At 67.4% G+C, this 19514-nt stretch carries 16 protein-coding genes; 3 read left to right on the top strand and 13 right to left on the bottom strand.

Annotated elements, in window-relative coordinates; all coding sequences use genetic code 11:
* The first annotated feature begins 54 nt into the window (after positions 1–54).
* The gene (gene mftM / locus NL241_RS01985) at positions 55–924 is read left to right on the top strand and encodes a mycofactocin oligosaccharide methyltransferase MftM (protein ID WP_494396627.1); all 870 of its coding nucleotides are present in this window, start codon (positions 55–57) and stop codon (positions 922–924) included.
* A 122-nt stretch (positions 925–1046) separates the two neighbouring features.
* On the opposite strand, the gene NL241_RS01980 is transcribed toward mftM, so the two are convergent.
* The 7 genes from NL241_RS01980 to NL241_RS01950 form a co-directional block, all read right to left on the bottom strand.
* Positions 1047–1697, bottom strand: coding sequence for a MadR family response regulator transcription factor (locus NL241_RS01980; RefSeq protein ID WP_487693880.1), 651 nt, complete (start codon positions 1695–1697; stop codon positions 1047–1049).
* Positions 1694–3004 carry a MadS family sensor histidine kinase gene (locus tag NL241_RS01975; RefSeq protein ID WP_494396626.1) on the bottom strand — a complete coding sequence of 437 codons (1311 nt, stop codon included), beginning with the start codon at positions 3002–3004 and terminating at the stop codon, positions 1694–1696. The genes NL241_RS01980 and NL241_RS01975 overlap by 4 nt, the downstream gene beginning before the upstream one ends.
* Entirely contained in the window at positions 3001–4182 is a 1182-nt protein-coding gene (locus NL241_RS01970; protein WP_494396625.1) for an iron-containing alcohol dehydrogenase, read from the bottom strand. Before NL241_RS01970 ends, NL241_RS01975 begins: the two co-directional genes overlap by 4 nt.
* A gap of 80 nt (positions 4183–4262) precedes the next feature.
* Positions 4263–5792, bottom strand: coding sequence for a VWA domain-containing protein (locus NL241_RS01965; protein ID WP_494396624.1), 1530 nt, complete (start codon positions 5790–5792; stop codon positions 4263–4265).
* Positions 5792–6916, bottom strand: a complete 1125-nt coding sequence (locus NL241_RS01960) for an AAA family ATPase (RefSeq protein ID WP_494396623.1) — start codon at positions 6914–6916, stop codon at positions 5792–5794. The genes NL241_RS01965 and NL241_RS01960 overlap by 1 nt, the downstream gene beginning before the upstream one ends.
* Complete coding sequence (gene mdo, locus NL241_RS01955; protein ID WP_487693875.1) at positions 6916–8208, bottom strand: NDMA-dependent methanol dehydrogenase; 1293 nt, start codon at positions 8206–8208, stop codon at positions 6916–6918. Before mdo ends, NL241_RS01960 begins: the two co-directional genes overlap by 1 nt.
* Before the next feature lie 488 nt (positions 8209–8696).
* Positions 8697–10064, bottom strand: a complete 1368-nt coding sequence (locus tag NL241_RS01950; RefSeq protein WP_487693874.1) for a cation:dicarboxylate symporter family transporter — start codon at positions 10062–10064, stop codon at positions 8697–8699.
* Between the two features lie 291 nt (positions 10065–10355).
* On the opposite strand from NL241_RS01950, the gene NL241_RS01945 reads away from it, so the two are divergent.
* Complete coding sequence (locus NL241_RS01945) at positions 10356–11924, top strand: sensor histidine kinase (RefSeq protein WP_494396622.1); 1569 nt, start codon at positions 10356–10358, stop codon at positions 11922–11924.
* Positions 11921–12610: a response regulator gene (locus tag NL241_RS01940; protein ID WP_487693872.1), complete on the top strand. Its 690-nt coding sequence runs from the start codon at positions 11921–11923 to the stop codon at positions 12608–12610. The genes NL241_RS01945 and NL241_RS01940 overlap by 4 nt, the downstream gene beginning before the upstream one ends.
* Here NL241_RS01940 and NL241_RS01935 read toward each other — a convergent pair.
* From NL241_RS01935 to egtA, 6 genes are all read right to left on the bottom strand, one after another.
* Positions 12607–13989, bottom strand: coding sequence for a cation:dicarboxylate symporter family transporter (locus tag NL241_RS01935; RefSeq protein WP_487693871.1), 1383 nt, complete (start codon positions 13987–13989; stop codon positions 12607–12609). The two genes, NL241_RS01940 and NL241_RS01935, sit on opposite strands and share 4 nt — an antisense overlap.
* Before the next feature lie 79 nt (positions 13990–14068).
* Entirely contained in the window at positions 14069–15223 is a 1155-nt protein-coding gene (gene egtE / locus NL241_RS01930) for an ergothioneine biosynthesis PLP-dependent enzyme EgtE (RefSeq protein WP_494396621.1), read from the bottom strand.
* A complete protein-coding gene (gene egtD / locus NL241_RS01925; RefSeq protein WP_487693869.1) occupies positions 15220–16197 on the bottom strand; it encodes an L-histidine N(alpha)-methyltransferase in 978 nt (325 codons plus the stop codon). Before egtD ends, egtE begins: the two co-directional genes overlap by 4 nt.
* 13 nt (positions 16198–16210) lie before the next feature.
* Positions 16211–16909: an ergothioneine biosynthesis protein EgtC gene (egtC, locus tag NL241_RS01920; RefSeq protein ID WP_494396620.1), complete on the bottom strand. Its 699-nt coding sequence runs from the start codon at positions 16907–16909 to the stop codon at positions 16211–16213.
* Complete coding sequence (gene egtB, locus NL241_RS01915) at positions 16910–18199, bottom strand: ergothioneine biosynthesis protein EgtB (protein ID WP_494396619.1); 1290 nt, start codon at positions 18197–18199, stop codon at positions 16910–16912.
* Positions 18196–19464, bottom strand: a complete 1269-nt coding sequence (egtA, locus tag NL241_RS01910) for an ergothioneine biosynthesis glutamate--cysteine ligase EgtA (RefSeq protein WP_487693866.1) — start codon at positions 19462–19464, stop codon at positions 18196–18198. Before egtA ends, egtB begins: the two co-directional genes overlap by 4 nt.
* Between the last annotated feature and the right edge of the window lie 50 nt (positions 19465–19514).

Below are 19514 nucleotides of genomic sequence, written 5' to 3'. Positions count from 1 at the left end.
GGCGCCCTTTCGGTGCGGGCGCAGCACCGGCTTCGTTCAATAGCGTTGACCGCCATGGAGACTGCGCTCGATCCGTTGGCGCCCGCGGCGCGCGGACTGTGGACGGGCCATGGCGTGCGGGTGCGGCGCCGGACCGGTCCACACCGCTCCCACCACCACGACGCGGTGTGCACGCGGCGGTTCTGCGTGCATCGCAGCGGTGCCCTACTCACCGTGGAACATGACCTGACCCCCGCCGAACTGTCCGACGATCTGGCGGTGCTGCTCGCCGAAGAGCTGGTCGACATCGGGGCGCTGCAGGGCCAACCGGAGTTCGAGCTGGTGTTCACCGGTGTGGTGCGCTCGACCGTCGACGGCGGCGCACCGGCCTGGCTGCGCTTCTACCGCAACTCCCTGGCGCGGCTCGAGGCCGGCGAGACGGCGTTCGCACCGGTGCACGAGCGCGCCGCGACTCTGGTGACCGGCCAGCGGGTGGTGGACCTGGGTTCGTGTTTCGGCTTCTTCCCTTTGCGGCTGTCGGGCACCGGAATCGCTGTGACGGCAACCGATCTCAGCGGCCCCACCATGAAGCTGCTCGGCATGGCCAGCCGTTCGTTGGGCCGGCCGTTGCGCACACTGCAGTGCAATGCTTCGACGGTGCCGATGCCGGATGACAGTGCCCATACCGTCACCGCACTGCACCTGCTGGAGCACCTGGATGACCCCACCGTCGACGCCGTACTGCGTGAAGCCGTGCGGCTGGCCCGCCATCGTGTGGTGGTGGCGGTGCCGTTCGAGGATGAGCCGAGGGAATGCTACGGCCATGTCCAGCGTTTCGACCTCGACCGGCTGCACCACCTCGGCTCGAAACTGTGCGACGAGCATTCCGGACTGACCGCCTCGGTGGATGAATTCCACGGCGGCTGGCTCATTCTCGACCACTGAGCCTCCCAGGACCCCCAGGACCCCCAGGGCCCTAGGACCCCCAGGGCCCTAGGGCCGAGCGCGCGTGTCTGTACGCGACACTCCGTGCCGGAGCGTACAAACACGCGCGCTCGCGCAGGGGATCAGATCAGCCCGCGTTTGCTCGCCGCGTACACCGCCTCGGCGCGACGGCTGACCTCCAGCTTGCGCATGATGTTGCTGACGTGGAACTTGGCCGTGGTGGCCGAGATGAACAGCTTCTCGCCGATCTTGCTGTTGGACAACCCGGCCGCCAGCAGCCGCAGCACCTCGATCTCGCGATCGGTGAGCTGCTGCGGCGGCTCGGTACGACCGGACAGTGAACGCACCACCGCCGCGGCGCTACGCGAATCAAACGCACTCTCCCCCAACGAGATCGCCCGAATGGCCCGCACCAGCTCGGTGGTGTCCACATCCTTGACCACATAACCGCGTGCCCCGGCGTGCACGGCGCGCAGCACCAGACTCTCATCCAGGAACGTCGTCAGCACCAGCAGGCCACAGGACGGGTAGGCCGACGACAGTTTCGCGCACAGCGACAGGCCTTCGAAATCCGATCCGGCCGACAGTTTCAGATCCAGCAGCACCACATCCGGATTCGTCGCCGCCACAACGGCTTCCGCCTCGGCCTCCGAGGCCGCCTCCCCCACGATGACGAGGTCGGGTTCACGTTCCAGGATCGAGCGCAGCCCCTGGCGCAGGATGGCGTGGTCGTCGACCAGAACCAGCCGGATCGTGGTTGTCGCAGTCTTCATGCTTGCACTCCTCGGGGAATCCTGGCCGCCACCCGCACCCCGCCGATGCGGGACCGGTACACCTCGAAGGTGCCACCATGTTCGCGGGCCCGGGCCCGCATGTTCGCCAATCCGCGATGCCGACCGTCGACGTCAGCGGCTTCGGCCATCCGCAGCATCAATCGAAGCCGCCCGGGATCTCCCACACCGTCGTCGGAAATCGACAGTGTCACTGCGGTATCGCTGTACGACAGTCCGATGATGGCGCGGGTGGCGTGGCCGTGCATCGCGGTGTTGAACAGCGCCTCACCGGCAATCCGCAGCAGGGCGTGCTCGGCGTCGTTGGGCAATTCGACGGCCTTGCCCTTCACCCGCAGCTCCACCCGCAGGTCCTCCGGCATGTGCACCGTCGCCAGCTGCTGCAGCATCTCCGACAGGCTGGAGCGGTCCGCCTCGCCGGGATGGTTCAAGGCGTAGATGGCCGACCGCAGCTGTTCGGTGGCCGACCGGGTGAGGTCTTTGGCCAGATCGAGTCTGCTGACCAGTTCGGGCGCATCGGCCTCGCTGCGGCACACCTCGATCAGCATGCCCGCCGACAGCACCGTCTGCGCCACGCTGTCGTGCAGTTCACGGGCGATCCGGTGCCGTTCGTTATCGAGCACCTGATGACGTTGCACCGCACCGAGTTCGCGTTGTGTGGCCAGCAGTTCGGCGTTGCGGGCCTCGGACTCGGCCAGCAGGCTCACCGATTTCGAGAACAGCGACGAGTTCTGCAGGGCCACCGCCGTCTGGCTGGCCAGGATCCGCATCACCGCGGCGTCGGTGGCATCGAGTGTGCGCGGGGGCGCCGTCCAGGCCGCGAACGCACCCATCACCTCACCGTCGAGTTCGATCGGGACGTGCGCGTGCCGGCGTTCGATCACCGGCAACCGGAACTGCGCCAGCTGGCCGCGCAGGATGTCGTTGAGCCGGTTGAGCACCGCGTCGGGCAGGTGCGGTCCGGGATCGGAGACGTCGGGCAGGCCTTCGAACGCGTACGCCCGCCCCGCCGAATCCAGGATCAGGTGCCGGGGATGCGCGTCGGGCAGGGCACCGTCGGCCAGTGCGAGCACCACCCATTCTGCGTCTAGATGCACCCGGGCCGCTTCGGCGACGGCGCGCACCAGGTTCTCCGAACCGTGCACGGTCTGCACCAGGGCCCGCGAGATGGTGTCCAGCGCCACCACCACACGGTCGAGTCGCTGTGCGGTGGCGCGGAATTCGCTGTAGAACGTCCCCTTGCCGGAGCGCAGTCCGGTCAGTCGTTCGAGATCGGGCCCCGCACTCACATGGCCGCCCGGAACAGCGCCTGCATCTGCTCCTCGTCCGCCGGCCGCGGGTTCGTCGCCATGCAGGCGTCGTGTAATGCGTTCTTGGCCAGGATCGGTACGTCGGTGTCGCTGACCCCCAGCTGCGCCAGGCCGCGGGGCACGCCGACGTCGGCGGCCAGCCGGTCGATCCGCTCGGCCAGCGCTTCGGCTGCTTCGGCGGCCGGTGCACCGGGCTCGGCCAGCCCGAGGGACGCCGCGATCACCGCATACGGCTCGGGGTCGGCCTCGGAGTTGAACCGGATCACGTGCGGCAGCAGCACGCCGTTGATGACGCCGTGCGGTAGATCCAGCAGTCCACCCACCTGATGGCTCATCGCGTGGGTGGCGCCCAGGATCGCGTTGGTGAACGCCAGGCCCGCCTCCAGTGCGGCCTGGGCCATCAGCACCCGGGCCGGCATCTCGGTGGGGCGCTCGATGGTGGTGACCAGATTCTCGGTGACCATCTGCACCGCGCGTAGCGCGTGATGGTCGGTGAGCTGATTGTGCCCGAGTGAGACGAACGCTTCGATACCATGCGTCAACGCGTCGAGACCGGTTGCCGCATTGAGGTTTTCGGGCATCGTGGTGAGCAGGCGCGGATCGATGACGGTGACGTCGGGTACCAGCGCACGGCCCAGGATGCTGATCTTCACATTGCGGGTGGTGTCGGTGACGATGCAGAACTGGGACACATCGGCGCCGGTGCCGGAGGTCGACGGCACCACCACCAGCGGTGGAATCGGAACCTGCGCTTTGTCGACGCCTTCGTAGTCGAGGATGTGCCCGCCGTTGGAAGCCAGGATCGCGACCCCTTTGGCCGCGTCGATCACCGAACCGCCGCCCACCGCCACCAGCACGTCGCAGCCGTGCTCGACATAGGTCTGGTAGCCGGCGGCGATTTCATGATCCTTCGGGTTGGGCGTCAACCCGCTCCACACCTGGGCGTCGACGTGCTGCTCGCGCAGGTGTGCCAGCATCTCGTCGGCCCAGCCCGCCTCGATCAGACCCGGGTCGGTGATCAGCAGCGGCCGCAGCGCTCCCAACCGCAACGCGGCGTGCGCGGCCTCCACCATCGAATCGATTCCGAAGACGATCTCGGGGGCGTGGAACTTGAGCACCCGACAGGGCTGGGCACGCGTCCGTTGTTCTGTCACCATCTCGCTCTGCCTGACCTGCGCCGAGCGCACACAGTGTGACCCGGATAACAATGCAGGTTCCACAGTACGACCCCACCGGGTCATCGGCCTACCGCCCCGGCGGCGAATTCGGCCGCGGCATGCTCGAGCCCGGACAGGTCGCGGACCACCCGTACCCGGTCACAGAATTCGGCGTACGCAGGCAGGTCACAGCTGCCCAGGCCCCACGAATAGCGCGGTTCGGGGGTCAGCCAGACGGTTTCCCGGGCGCGCCGCGTGATCTCCTCGAACGCCGCGAGATTGGGATCTTTGCCGTTGTTACGGCCGTCTCCCAGGATGACCACCGTCGTTCGCCGGGTCACCGCCGAGGAGTGTTCGGCCAGGAACTCGCCGAAGACGCTGCCGAAATCGGAGTTGGCATCTACATCGATCACGTCCCCTCCGAAGATCAACCCCAGCGCCCGCTCGGAAGAGTAATCGCGGAACAACTCGGTGGTCTCGGCCACGTGCGCGACGAACGCGAACGAACGCACCTGGGTGAACAGATCTTGCAACCCGTGCACCAGGTTGAGGGTGAACCGCGCGGTCGCGCGTACCGACAGGCTCACATCGGCGAGCACCACCAGCCGGGGCCGGTCCTCGGCGCGGCGGATGGTGACGGGCATGAACGGCACGCCGTCGAAGCGCATGTTGCGCCGCATCGTGTGGCCGGGGTCCACGCGCCCGGCCGCGGCGATCCGCCGACGGTGGGTCAACGCCCCGTGCAGTGACCTGGCCAGCCTCCGCAGGGAGTCCTCGAGTTCGACACGCTCGGTCTCACGCAGCCAGGCCGACCCGGACAGTTCCGCCTCCCGCAGTTCGCGGGTCTCGATGACACGGTTCTCCAAGGCCAGCAGCGCTTCGAGGTGACGTTTGAGGGCCTGGGGCAGGTTCTCCAGCACGCCGGTGAGCCGACGTCGCAACGCCGCGGCATCCGATTCGTCACCGGTCAGGTCGTCCAGTTCGTCGAGCCAGCCCAGCAGTGCGTTCTGCTCGGCGATGGTCAGCGAAGCGTCGACCTCGGTGCCCGACGCGGTCGACAGGGTGCCGGGGGGACCCGCGCCGTGCAGCCGGTCGGCGGAGAGCTCGACGCGGTACTTGTTGTCGTCGAGCCCTGTGCCTTCTTTGGAGAACACGATCTGGTCGGTCAGTGCGGCCAGATCGATCTTGTTGGCCTCCTGGTGCAGGTTGTACTGCTGGGCCAGGTCTTCTTGCTTGAAGTAGTCCCGGATGCTCTTGGGCTTGCCGTGTTCGTGTCCCTCCTCCGGCTTGTCGCTGGGCTCCTCGGACAACGTGAACGACTCGAGTTCGCCGGTGTCCACCAGATCGTCATGCGCGTGGCTGTGCCCGTGCCCGGAATCTTCGGCGCCGATGCGCACCAACGAAAAGAACGCGTCGAAGATCTCGTCGAACATCGGCTCGTCGCGGTGGTCTTTGACCAGCGCGACGCGCAATGCGGTGCGCAGGACAGCCCGGGATTTCAACACACCAGGCTGCCCAGCGCACCGCATTGCGTCCAGCGCCTCGGGGATCGAGACACGCAGGCCCCCGAGCCGCAGGATCCGGACGAACCGGTGCAGGGTCGCTTCCATCAGAAGGGTCGGCGCCGGCCGAGCGAGGCGGTTTTGGGTGTGCCATAGTACCCGTCTTGGAACCGGCCGGGTTTGTCCTTGGCTTGCCGCACGTCCTTACCGTCGGGCTCATCGTGGGAATGATCATGAGGATGTCCGTGATCGTGATCATGATCATGATCATGCGAGTGGCTGTGCCCGTTGTGGGAGTGGTGCAGCGTCGCAGGCACTTTCGCGTTGGGATCCACCAAACGGGGTAGCGCATCGAGCGATTTGCGCACGTCCTTGTCGTACTTCACCACCACGGACACGGTGTCGGACAGCACCTGGGCGTTCAGCTCGTCCACGCCGAGCACCGCCAGGGTCCTGGCCCAGTCGATGGTCTCGGAGATGCTGGGCGACTTGCGTAGATCGAGGTCACGCAGGCCCCGCACCACGTCAACGAGTTGGGTGGCCAGCGCATCGGCGAGCCCGGTGTTCTTGGACCGGACGATCTCCAACTCCCTTTCTGCCGCAGGGTAATCGAGGAACAGATGCAGACAGCGCCGTTTCAGGGCGGCCGCCAGATCCCGGGTGTTGTTCGACGTCAGGATCACATAGGGGGCGTGCTTGGCCATGAAGGTGCCCACCTCGGGTACCGAGACCTGGTACTCACCCAGCAGTTCCAGCAGCACCGCTTCCAATGCCTCGTCGGCCCTGTCGATTTCGTCGATCAGCAGCACCACGGGCTCTTCGGAGCGCACCGCCTCGAGCAGCGGTCGCGGCGCCAGGAACCGGTCGGAGAAGAACACGCTCTCCTGCTTGCCGATCCGCTCCACCGACTCCTCGAGAGTGCTGGCGTCGGCCACCAGCTGACCGATCTTCTCCCGCAGGATCTGGGTGTACAGCAACTGCTTGCCGTAATCCCATTCGTAGAGCGCCTTGGTCTCGTCCTGACCCTCGTAACACTGCAATCGGAGTAGTCGCCGCCCGGTGGCCGCGGCCAGAGCCTTCGCCAGCTCCGTCTTCCCGACACCCGCCGGCCCTTCGATCAGCAGTGGTTTGTCGAGCCTGGTCTGTAGGAAAACCGTTGTCGCAAGGCGCTCGTCGGCCAGGTAGCCCTGCCCGGCGAGTGCCTCACGCACCTCGTCTACGCCTGTGAACATCAGCTCAGGAGATCGTCGAGGTCGCCGTTCATGCAGTGGTCCACGACGGGGCGAACGAGATCGAAGGTGCACTCCTTGGCGTTGCCCGGGGTGCACGCGTCGCCGAGGACGTGGTTGGTGATGCGGTCGACGTCGGCCTTGTCACCCTTGATCACCTTGGCGTTCTCGTAGAACTTGGTGGGCCCCAGGCCCAACCGGTTCTTGGAGTAGCTGTCCTGCTTGATATCGGTGAACTTCTCGATGATGTTCACGTCGCGCAGCAGGCGGATCGCGGCGGCCAGCGCGGCGTCGGCGGCCTGCACGTCGGTCATGCCGTAGGTGTCCACCCCCATCGCCTGGGCGATGTCGGCGAATCGCTTGTAGGCCACCGGCATGTTGAACGCCCACACCCGGGGCAGGGCGATGGCGTTGTTGAGGCCGTGGTGGGTGTCGTAGAACGCCGAAACCGCGTGCGAGATGGAGTGGATGATCCCCAGCCCACCGGAGTTGAAGGCCTGTGCGGCAATGTATTGCGCGTACATCATGCCCTGGCGACCGGCCAGGTCCTGGCCGTTCCAGGTGGCTTCGCGCAGGTTCTCGGCGGTCAGCTTGATGGCGCGGATGGCGTTGCCCAGCGACGGCTCGAAGTTCAGCCGCGAGACATACGGCTCCGAGGCGTGGGCCAGCACGTCGAAACCGCACTGCGCGGTGTAGTCGGTGGGGCAGTCGTAGTAGAGCACCGGGTCGTCGACGGCCAGGGTGGCCACGCAGGCGTCGTCGAAGGCGACGTACTTGTGCGGGTTGTCCGGATCGGTGGTGGTGTCAGTGATGACGTACGCCCAGGAGGTTTCCGAGCCGGTACCCGCGGTGGTGGAGATGGCGATGTGCGGCGGGTTCTTCGGGTTCTCGCTCATGTTGAAGCCCTCGAAGTCGTTGACATTACGACCGTCGTGGGCCACCGAGATGCGCGCGCCCTTACAGGCGTCGTGGGTGGAGCCGCCGCCGATGGAGATGAAGCTGTCGCATTCCTGCTCCTGGTACAGCTTCACCGAGTCCATGACGTTGTAGTCCTTGGGATTAGACTCCACCTGGTCATAGACCACCACCTCGAGGCCATGCCATTTCAGCGATTCGGCCATGTTGTGCACGATGTCGGTCCCGCGCAGGCCCGACGACATCAGCAGGGTCTTCTTGAAACCCATCTTGAGCGCTTCCGGACCCACCATCTCGTGAGCGCCGGGTCCCATCATGGCGCGCGGGAAGGGATGGAACTCCTTGATGGGGAAAGGCTTGAGCAGATCCTCGACCTTCATTGGGTGGCGTCCTCTCTGAGTCTTGAGCACTCGGTGTCGGACACCAGAGTCGAGGACGGGGTGTGATCTAGGGAACACTCCGGAGGCAAGACCCCTCGCCTGGCAGTGGAATTGCGCACGAGCGGACAGTGCGATACCTACCCGGTCGGGCAGGGTCGCCCGGCTTCGTCGCCCCCGGCCCACCCCCGCGACATATATGCGGCTGACAACGCGACACGCCGCCAAGACGCCGCTACACACACATATGTGCCCGTCGACCCGTGCCACCCCGCGACATATATGCGGCTAACGACGCGACACGCCGCCACGACGCCGCTGCACACACATATGTGCCCGCCCGACCCGTGCCACCCCGCGACATATATGCGGCTAACGACGCGACACGCCGCCAAGACGCCGCTGCACACACATATGTGCCGGGGACAAGGCCCGAAAAACATGACCGAGCGCCGACCCATTTCGGGCCGGCGCTCGGTTGCTTGGCGGAGTCAGACCCCGACGTGTTCCTTCTTCTCCGACGACGCAGGCAGCGGGTGGTCGTCGACCATCGTCTGCTCGTCGAACGGGGCCTTGCCGTCGAGCACCTCATGGACCCGCGCCTTGTCCAGCGTCTTGGTCCAGGTGCCGATCAGGATGGTGGCCACGGCGTTTCCGGAGAAGTTGGTGACAGCGCGGGCCTCGGACATGAACCGGTCGATGCCGACGATCAGTCCGATACCGTCGAGCAGCTCCGGGCGGTGGCTCTGCAGGCCGCCGGCCAGAGTGGCCAGCCCGGCACCGCTGACACCGGCGGCGCCCTTGGAAGCGATGATCATGAACACCAGCAGGCTGAGCTGCTCGCCGATGGACAGCGGGTTGCCCATCGCGTCGGCGATGAACAGCGAGGCCATGGTCAGGTAGATCGCGGTGCCGTCGAGGTTGAACGAATAGCCGGTCGGCACAACGATTCCCACGGTGGTGGGCTGCACACCGGCGTGCTCCATCTTGGCGATCAGGCGGGGCAGCGCGGACTCCGAGGAGGACGTCGCCACGATCAGCAGGTACTCGCGGGCCAGGTAGCGCACCAACTTGAAGATCGAGACACCCGACACCAGGCGCATCAGGCCGCCCAGCACACCGAAGACGAAGAGCACGCAGGTCAGGTAGAAGGCGCCCATCAGCACACCGAGCTGGACCACGGCGGCGAAGCCGGTGTCGCCCACCACCTTGGCGATGGCACCGAATGCGCCGATCGGGGCCAGCCACAGGATGCCCGCCAGGATGCGGAACACCAGCTTCTGCACCATTCCGATACCGCGCAGGATCGGCTCACCGGCCGCCCCCATGGCCTGTAGGCCGAAGCCGACGAGCAGCGCCACGAACAACGTCTGCAGCACGTTGCCCTCGGTCAGGGAGCTCAGCAGCGACGTGGGGATGATGCCCGCGATGAAGTCCATGGTGCCGCCGGCGCCGTGGGCCTTCTCCGCCAGTTCGGCGCCCGCGGTCGGGTCCGCGGTCACGTTGAGCCCGGTCCCGGGGCTGATCAGGTTGCCGACCACCAGGCCGATAGCCAGCGCCGCGGTGGACATGGCCAGGAAGTAGAGCAGCGCCATCCCGCCGACCTTGCCGACGGAGGCGGCCTTGCGGACCGATCCGATGCCCAACACGATGGTGCAGAAGATGACGGGGCTGATCATCATCTTGATCAAGCTGACGAACAGCGTGCCGAGGACCCCGAGATCGGATCCGGTCTCGGGCGCCACGAGTCCGACGACGATGCCGCCGAGCACCGCGACGATGACGCCGATGTACAGCCAGTGGGTGCGGTCGCGTTTCTTGCGTTGTTCGAGAGGCCTGGCGGTGTCTTGATCTGCCATGTCAGCGCTCCTAGTTCGAGTTCTGTGGTGGGGGTCACGTGGACTGCACAAAATGCTCGGGCCCCGCGTGACCCAAGTCACCAATAAGTTCATTGATTTCAGTTCACGGAACCTTGCACGGCATCCCACCCAGCGCCGCCAGCAAACAAATGAGCAGCCATCAGGCCTTGAATCGGCGCCACAGCTATCCCTGAGAGGACACGTCTGCCAGCTGCTCTGTTCACGAGCATCACGCGGGGAGTTGGCCCAAGCCGCGTCGGCAGACTGACACGACCCAATAGGGTCGTCACGGTGACGATCAGGGGTTCGGCGACCGATCGCAGTGTGGCCCGCGAGCTGTTCAGCTGGCAGCTGGCGCTCCTGCTGATCCTCATCCTGGGGGCGGGTGGGGTGGCGGTGCTCGACGCCCGGCGCGACGCGGACGAGCTGACGACGCAGAAGGTCATCGCGGTCACCGAGTCGGTGGCGTTGATGACCTCGACCGCCGAGGCCATCGTCTCCCCCGACCCGACGGCGATCCTGCAACCGCAGACCGAGGCGATCCGCAAGGCCACCGGCGTCGATTTCATCGTGGTGATGGCGCCGGACCGCACCCGCTTCACCCACACCGACGTCAGCCGTATCGGTGGTGAGTTCACCGGCAACATCGACCGCGCGCTGGCCGGCAAAACCTTCACCGAGACCTACCCCGGCACACTCGGACCCTCGATTCGGGCGGTGGCGCCGGTGCGGGACGCTGACGGCAACATCGTGGGGCTGGTGTCCGCCGGCGTCACCCGCACCAAGGTGTCGCAGAGCGTGCTCGCCACGTTGCCCGCCATCGGGCTCGCGGTCGGTGTCGCGCTGTTGCTCGCCTTCTTCGGCGCTTACCTCCTGGAGCGACGGCTGCGCCGGCGCACCCTGGGATTGTCGTTCAGTGATCTGTCGACGTTGTACGAACAACGCGAGGCGGTATTGCACGCCATCGGCGAGGGGCTGCTGGTGTTCGGCCTCGATGGCCGCGCCGAAGTGGTCAATGACGAAGCACGGCGGCTGCTTTCGCTGCCCGACGAGCCCTTGACCCGGGCGCAGTTGCCTGGCTCCCTGGGCAGCTCCAGCGGTGACACGCTGACCGATGAAACCCATGTCACCGCCGACCGCGTGCTTCTGGTCAACCAGCAGCCCGTGCTGTGGGAGGGCCGCAAAGTCGGGACGGTCATGACCTTGCGGGATCGTACTGATCTGCAACGGGTTTCCGGTGAGCTGAGCTCGGTCACGCAGTTCGCCGAGTCGCTGCGCTCGCGTGCACACGAAGCCGACAACCGACTCCACACCGTGATCACGATGGTGGAGCTGGGCCGCGCCGAGCAGGCCGTCGAATTCGCCACGGCGGAACTGGCCGTGTCACAACACCTCATCGACCGGCTGATGGCCACCGTCGCCGAGCCCGCACTGGCCGCACTGCTGCTCGGCAAGATCAGCCAGGCCCGTGACAGTGGAGTCGAACTGACCGTCACCGAAGACTCACTGCTCGACGATCCCAGCAATCTCACCCTCAAACAGGGCGAATTGATCACGCTGGTTGGCAATCTCGTCGACAACGCCATCGACGCCTCTCGTGCCGAGACACCCGCGTGGGTCGAGGTCACCGTGCGCGGAACCACCGACGCCCTCACCGTCACCGTGGCCGACAGCGGACCGGGTATGACGCCCGATGCCTTCGAGCAGGCCCGGATGCGGGGATACTCCACCAAGTCCGGCGAGCGAGGTCTGGGCCTGGCCCTGGTGTGGCAGGTGATCGCCGCGCACGGCGGCACCATCACCTCGGAGAACACCTACGGTTCGGTGATCACCGCCACCATACCCACGGTGCGCCGGTGATCCGGGTTCTCATCGTCGAAGACGAGCCGCTGATCGCCGAGGCGCACCGTCAATACGTCGAGCGTCTACCTGAATTCGTGGTGCATGCCGCCGTCGGCACCGGCAGCGCGGCGCTACGGGCCGTCGCCGCAGCCGCCGCTGATGAGAACCCGATCGACCTCGTACTGCTGGACATCGGCCTGCCCGACGCCAGCGGTATCGATGTCGCCTCCGCTCTGAGCGCCATCCGCCCCTCCCCCGACATCATCGCCATCACGTCCGAACGTGACCTCGAGGTGGTGCGGTCAGCGGTGGCCCACGGCGTCGCTCTGTATCTGCTGAAACCGTTCACCTTCGCGGCTTTTCGCGAAAAGCTCGAGCGCTACCAGCAGTACCGGGAGGCCCTCGGCGCGGGTGGTTCCGCAGCCGGTCAGCACGAGATCGACCGGGCGATGAACGCTCTACGCACCGCCGGCCAGCGCCCGGCCACCCCGAAAGGTGTCTCGGCCGACACCATGGATCTGGTGACCGCGGCCATCCGGGCCACCCCGGACGGCCTCAACGCCTCGGAAGCGGCTGCGCAGGCGGGCATTTCACGGGTGACTGCCTGGCGCTACCTGGAACGTCTGGCCGACGACGGTGTGGTGACACGGGTGACCGAGTACGGGAAGGCGGGCCGGCCTCAGGTCAGATACCGTTTGAGTTAGCTCTTCGCCGCCGGCACCTGCTCACGCTCACTCGGCAGCGGATGGTCGTCCACCATCGCCTGCTCGTCGAACGGCACGTCCCCGTCGAGCACGGCGGTCAACCGGTCGTGGTCGTAGGTCTTGGTCCAGGCGCCGATCAGGATGGTGGCCACCGCGTTGCCCGAGAAGTTGGTCAGCGCACGGGCTTCCGACATGAACTTGTCGATACCGACGATCAGCCCGATACCGTCGAGCAGCTCGGGACGGTGGCTCTGCAACCCGGCGGCCAGCGTGGCCAACCCGGCGCCGCTGACCCCGGCGGCACCCTTGGACGCCACCATCATGAACACCAGCAGCGACAGCTGCTCACCGATCGACAACGGATTGCCCATCGCGTCGGCGATGAACAGCGATGCCATGGTCATGTAGATGGCCGTACCGTCGAGGTTGAACGAATACCCGGTGGGCACAACAATTCCCACGGTGGTGGGCTGGACACCGGCATGCTCCAGCTTGGCGATCAGCCGCGGTAGCGCCGACTCCGACGACGAGGTGGCCACGATCAGCAGATACTCGCGGGCAAGGTACTTGACCAGTTTGAACACGTTGGTGCGCGCGACGAACTGCAGTAGCAGGCCCAGGATACCGAAGACGAACACCACGCAGGTGATGTAGAAGGCGAGCATCAGCACGCCCATCTGGATCACCGCGTCGAACCCGGTGTCGCCCACCACTTTGGCGATGGCACCGAAGGCACCGATGGGGGCCAGCCACAGGATGCCGGCCAGGATGCGGAACACGAGCTTCTGCACCAAGTTGATACCGCGCAGCAACGGCTCGCCGGTGGCGCCCATCGCCTGGATGCCGAAGCCCACCAGTAGCGCGACGAACAGGGTCTGCAGGACATTGCCTTCGGTCAGCGACGACAGCAGCGAGGTCGGCACGATGTTCTGGAAGAACTCGAGCATGCCGCCTTCGGCTTCGGCTTCACCGGCCAGTTCGGCGCCGGCCCCGGGATCGCCCTGGACGTTGAGCCCGGTTCCGGGGCTGATCAGGTTGCCGACCACCAGGCCGATACCGAGCGCGAACGTCGACATGATGAGGAAGTAGGCCAGCGCCAACCCACCCACCTTGCCGACGGAGGCCGCCTTACGGACCGATCCGATGCCGATGACGATGGTGCAGAAGATGACCGGTGAGATCATCATCTTGATCAGGCTGACGAACAAGGTGCCGAGCACACCGAGCGACGACCCGGTTTCGGGGGCCACCAGGCCGACGACGACGCCGCCCACCACCGCCACGATGACCAGGATGTACAGCCAGTGGGTGCGGTCTTTTTTGGTCTTCTTCCCAGGGTCGGGCTCGGTATCCGGCCTCGGTTCCGCTGCGCTCGCCATCCCCAACTCCTCAGCCAGTCATCGCCATATCGCCGGAGGCGGGGTTCCCCGAAGTGGCTGCGATCACACCTGTGGCGTGTTACGACCTGGTCAAAGAGGCTGTGGCCTCATCGAGGGCGGTGGCGAAACCCTCCAGATCGGCGGTCGTGGCGTCGACGTGCGGCGAGATCCGCAGCACCGGCGCGGTCAGCTCGAACGGGGCGCGCGCGATCTCGGCGGCGGTGGTGACGATTCCGCGCTGCTCGATGAGCCATTGCCGAACCGCCGCCGGGTCGACACCCGCGGGCGGGACGAACGTGACGATGGCTGTGGGTTCGTCGACGGGTTCGGCGGTCCGCCAGCCCGACACTCCGTCGAGCATGCTGCGTGCGGTTTTGCCGATCTGCGCCAGGGTGGCCCGCACCGTCTCGGCGCCTGCGGCCAGGTGTTCCCCGACCGCCACTGAAAACCCGATGCGCGCAGCCAGATTCGCTTCATGGTGTTCGAAGCTGGCCAGCACATCCACCGGCACATCCCAGGAGGCCGGGGGCAGGCGGCGCACCAGTCGGTCGGCCAGATCAGGTGTGATGGCAAGGAAGCCGACACCGCGCGGTCCCGCCATCCACTTGCGGGACGACGAGTAGACCACGTCGGCGCCGACGGCACAGTCGAGCTGGCCCAGCGCCTGCGCGGCGTCGAGCACCAGCGGGATGCCGAGCGTGTGGCACAGGTCGACGAGCTTGTCCACCGGTTGGGCGATGCCGCGGTGGCTGGCGATACCGGTCAGGTGCACCAAGCCGGGTGGGTCGGCTTGCAGCGCCGCCGCAGCCTCGATCACGAGGACGCGGCCGTGCTCGTCGACCGGGAGCGCACGGACCTCGAACCCGTTGGCCGCCATCACGGCCAGGTTGGGCCCGAATTCGCCGGGCGTGCAGGCCAGCGACCGACGCCCCGGCCAGGAGCCCAGCAGCAGGTCCAACGCGTGATTGGAGCCGGTGGTGAACACGACGTCGGCCGCGCTCATGCCCGTCAGGGTCGCGATGGCGGTCCGGCCCGCGGTCAACGCGGGTTCAGCCGCCGCCGCGGCCACGTACCCGCCGACCTCGGCTTCGTGGCGGGCGTGCCGGGTCACGGCCTCGATGACGGCGTTGCTCTGCCGGGAACAGGCCGCCGAATCCAGGTGGATGCCCGCCGGCTGGGGCCGGGCGGCCCGCCAGCGGGTGGCCAGGTCCTCGGTCCCGGGGGCAGCACTCATTTGACGGCCAGGGACAGGCCGAAGTCGCCGGGGGTATCCGTCCACCAGTGCGTGCGGGACAATCCTGCGGCGGCCAATTCCCGGGCCACGCCGTCGGCCCGGAACTTGCACGAGACCTCGGTCAGCATCTCCTCGCCTTCGCCGAACTCGACGGTCATGTCCAGTGCGGTGATCCGGACCTGCTGCCTGGCGCGTGCGCGCAGCCACATCTCGATGCGCTCTTCGTCCGGGTTCCATTTCGCGACGTGCTCGAAGACCTCGAGATCGAAGTCGGCGCCCAACTCGCGGTTCACCACCGCCAGGACGTTGCGGTTGAATGCGGCGGTGACGCCCGCGCTGTCGTCGTAGGCACGGACCAGTCGGCCGGTGTCCTTCACCAGGTCGGTGCCGAGTAGCAGCGCGTCGCCGGGTTGCATCACCGCGGCCAGCGCGGCCAGGAAGTCGGCGCGCGGCCCCGGAGTCAGGTTGCCGATGGTGGAGCCCAGAAATGCGATGAGCCTGCGTCCGCCACTGGGGATCTGGCCGAGGTGTTCCTCGAAGTCGCCGCACACCGCGTCGATCTCGACACCCGGGTACTCCACCGTCAGCGCGGCGCTGGCCGCCTCGAGCACCGATACGTCCACATCGAACGGGATGAAACGGCGCAGCGAGCCGCGCTCGCGCATCGAGTCCAACAGCATCCGCGTCTTCTCGGAGGTGCCGCTGCCGAGTTCGACCAGGGTGTCCGCCCCGCTGGCCTCGGCGATTTCGGCGGCGCGCTCGGCGAGTATCGACGCCTCGGCGCGGGTGGGGTAGTACTCCGGCAGCCGGGTGATCTGGTCGAACAGGTCGCTGCCGGTGGCGTCGTAGAACCACTTGGGCGGCAAGGACTTCGGAGTGGCGGTCAGACCCTCGCGCACGTCCTGACGCAAGGCGCGCGCGGCGTGGTCGGCCGCCAGGTGGTTGGCGACCGAGGGTGACGTGCGGCTTCCCATGAAGGACCCTTTCTCAGAACGGCAACGCGGATATGGTCACGTTTCCCTGGACTACCTTCACGAGGTGGCGGTCGGGAACGTCCTCCCAGTCGGGGTGGTCGTCGTACGGCTCGCTTGCCACCACCACCCCGTCGGGACGGCGCAGCACCGACAACGTGTCACCCCATGTGGTGGCCAACAGTCGAGAACCGTTGGCCGCCAGGATGTTCAGCCGGGCGGCGGGGTCGCGTGAACCCACCTCCACGATCGTCTCCCCCAAGCGGTCGAGGCCGCGGCGGAAGATGAGCGCGGCCAGGACCGCGCTGTCCACCACCGATTCGGCCGTCGGGTCGGGAGGCAGCACCGCGCGGTCGACGACGCCGTTGTGCGACAGCAACCAATGGCCGTCGGTGAACGGCGCCGCGGCACTGGCGTCGATGGGCATACCAGCGCTGGCCGAGCGCACCGCGGCCACCACACACGAACTCCACAGCGCCGGTGCCACCGACGCGAACGACGCGTCACCCCACAGCGGGGTGGCCCCGCGCCACCGGCAGGGAGGCTTGTCCCCCCAATCGGCCGGGTAGAAACCGACTCCCCAGCCGTCGGCGTTCATCAGGCCGTGCTTCTGCCGCCGCGGCGAATACGACTGCACCAGAAGGCCGCTGGGCGGTTCGAGCACCAGGCTGCTCACCGGCACGGGCCGGCCGAGCCACCCGAGGTGACGGCACATCTACAGATCCCAGGCCAGACGCACCCCGGCGAAGATCTGCCGACGGATCGGGTGGTCCCAGTTTCGGAAGCTCGGCCGCAGGATGTCGGAGGCCACGGCCCAGGAACCACCGCGCAGCACACGATAGTCCCCGATCGAATTCGGCTCCTCAAAAAAAGGGACGGAGTAGCGGTCGTAGATCATCGGGGTGAAGCCCGGCCACGGCCGCAGCGGCGAACTGGTCCACTCCCAGACATCGCCCAGCATCTGCTCCGCCCCGTATGCCGAGGCTCCGCCGGGGTAGGCGCCCACCGGCGCGGGCCGCAATGCCTCACCGCTGAGATTCGCCAGCTGAGCGTTCGGATGGCTCGCGCCCCAGGGGTAGCGGCGGCGCCGTCCGGTCGCCGGGTCCCAGGCGCAGGCCTTCTCCCACTCGATCTCGGTGGGCAGGCGCGCCCCCGCCCACGTGGCGTACGCCTCCGCCTCGAAATAGGTGACGTGCTGCACGGGTTCGTCATCCGGGATGGTCTCGACGTGCCCGAACCGGGTTCGGGTGCCCTCCCCGGCATTCCAGAACTGCGGGGCTGTCAGGCCGGTCTGCACCCGGTGCTCCCACCCGCGGCTCGACCACAGCTCCGGCCTGCGGTAGCCACCGTCGTCGATGAACGCCCGCCACTCGGCGTTGGTGACCGGCACCCGGCCGATCCGGAATCCGGGCACGTGCACGGTGTGGGATGGGCGCTCGTTGTCCAGTGAGAAGGGTTCGTCGGCGGCGTCGACGCCGAGCACGAACTCACCCGCGGGGACCTCCACGGAAGTGCCCGCCACGCCGGGCCGGCCCGCGGGCAGGGGCGCGCCTGTGGTCAGCAGCGGTGTCCCGGTGCGCAGGTTGAGCGCCTGCAGCATGGTCTCGTTGTGCTGGTTCTCATGGCTGACCACCAGGCCGAACTTGAACGTCGACTCCTCCGGAGTGCCGTCCAGGGCGTCGAGGGCCTTGGCACGCACGGTGTCGAGATAGGCGTGGGCCTCCTTCGGAGACAGCAACGGCAGGTCGACGCGGCTGGCCCGCGAGTGCACGAACGCGTCGTAGAGCCCTTCGACATTGGCCGGCAGGAGCCCCGGCACGTCGAGATTGCCGTCGCGCACCAGCCACAGTTCTTCCTGCTGGCCGATGTGCGCCAGATCCCATACCAGCGGACTCATCAAGGGGTGGTACTGCCGGCGCAGTTCCTCCTCGTCGAACGCCACCAGGCGGCGGGTGCGCTCGCGGGCCCGGGTCAGACCGTCGGCCAACAACTCTCGTGTACTCACAGGTGCTCCTGCCACAGATCGTCAAGGGCGGCGTCGATACCGAGTCGCACCGCGGTATCGGAGAAGTGGTCTCCCGCGGTGCGGCCACGGCCCACCATGTCAGCCAACGCCTGCATCGAGCCGGCCAATTCCGCGGGGGCGAGGTCAGCGGCGATCGCGACGCAGCGAACGGCCGCCTCGTGAAGGTGCCGATCGGCCAGCCCGACCCGGGCGGCGGTGTCCCACGCCGAGGCCACGGGTTCTACCGTCTCGGCGGCCAGATCGGCGGCCACCGGGTCGTCGAGCAGCGTCGTCAGCGTGAACGCCACCGCCGGCCACAGCGCGTCGGGCAGGCTGTCGAGGTAGCGGATCTCCAGCCAGTGCCGCGGCCGCACCGGCGGGAACAGCGTGGTCAGGTGGTAGTCGACGTCCGCGGTGGTGGGACGCCGGCCGCCCAGCAGGATCGTCCCGTCGGCCCATTCGGCGAACGGCACCCAATCGAGCACCGGTACCGCCGCGTCGCCCGAGCGCACCAACATCACCGGCGCCTTCAGTGCGTACCGCGCCCACTCATTGGCGGGGTCGTCCGCGCTGACACCCAGGATCGGACCGCACCGCGCGGAGTCCAGTTGGCCCCACACCTGCTGCCGCGAGGACACCCACCCGGTGAACTGGCCGCTGCGCAGCGGCGAATTGGCGGCGATAGCGATCATGGTGGGGCCGAGCGCGTGCGCCAGACGCACCCGGGCCGCCCAGCCGTCACGCGGACCGGCATCGAGATTGAGCTGGATGGAGGCGGTCGACGTCATCATGGCCGCGCCGGCCTCGCCGGTGCCGCTGGCGTCGAAGAACTGTTCCATCGCCTGATAACGCGCGCCCGGGTTGACCCGCTGGGGAGGACGCAGCGGGTCGGTGCCCAGCAGCGCCAAACCCAACCCGGCCGCGGCGAAAGCCGTGTCGAGCACCGCCCGGTCGGCGACCATGGCGGTCACTGCCGGCAGCACCCCGGCGAAGGGCGGGCCGGACAGTTCGACCGCCCCGCCGGGTTCGACCGTCACGGCGCTGCCTCCGGGCAGCGTCGGGAGCGCCTCGATGACGGTGCTGATCTGCGACCACGACGGGCGGCGGTGCAAGTCGGACCGGTCGAAGCAGTGCGCCTCGATCTCGAGGCCCACCTGGCCCAGCGGAGCGTCGGTGAGACTGCCGGCGGCGATGTACTGCGCGGCGTCGGCGGAATCCGTCAAGGGCCGCGCATCCGCGGTTGGCGACGTGACGACGAACGTCATGGGTCCATCTTGGGCGAGAGCACCGACAAACTCCCGTTTTTATCGGGTGA

The sequence above is a fragment of the Mycolicibacterium sp. SMGY-1XX genome (assembly GCF_059132455.1).
Note: the sequence above shows the minus strand (reverse complement) of the source record. Positions and strands in the feature narration are given on the sequence as shown.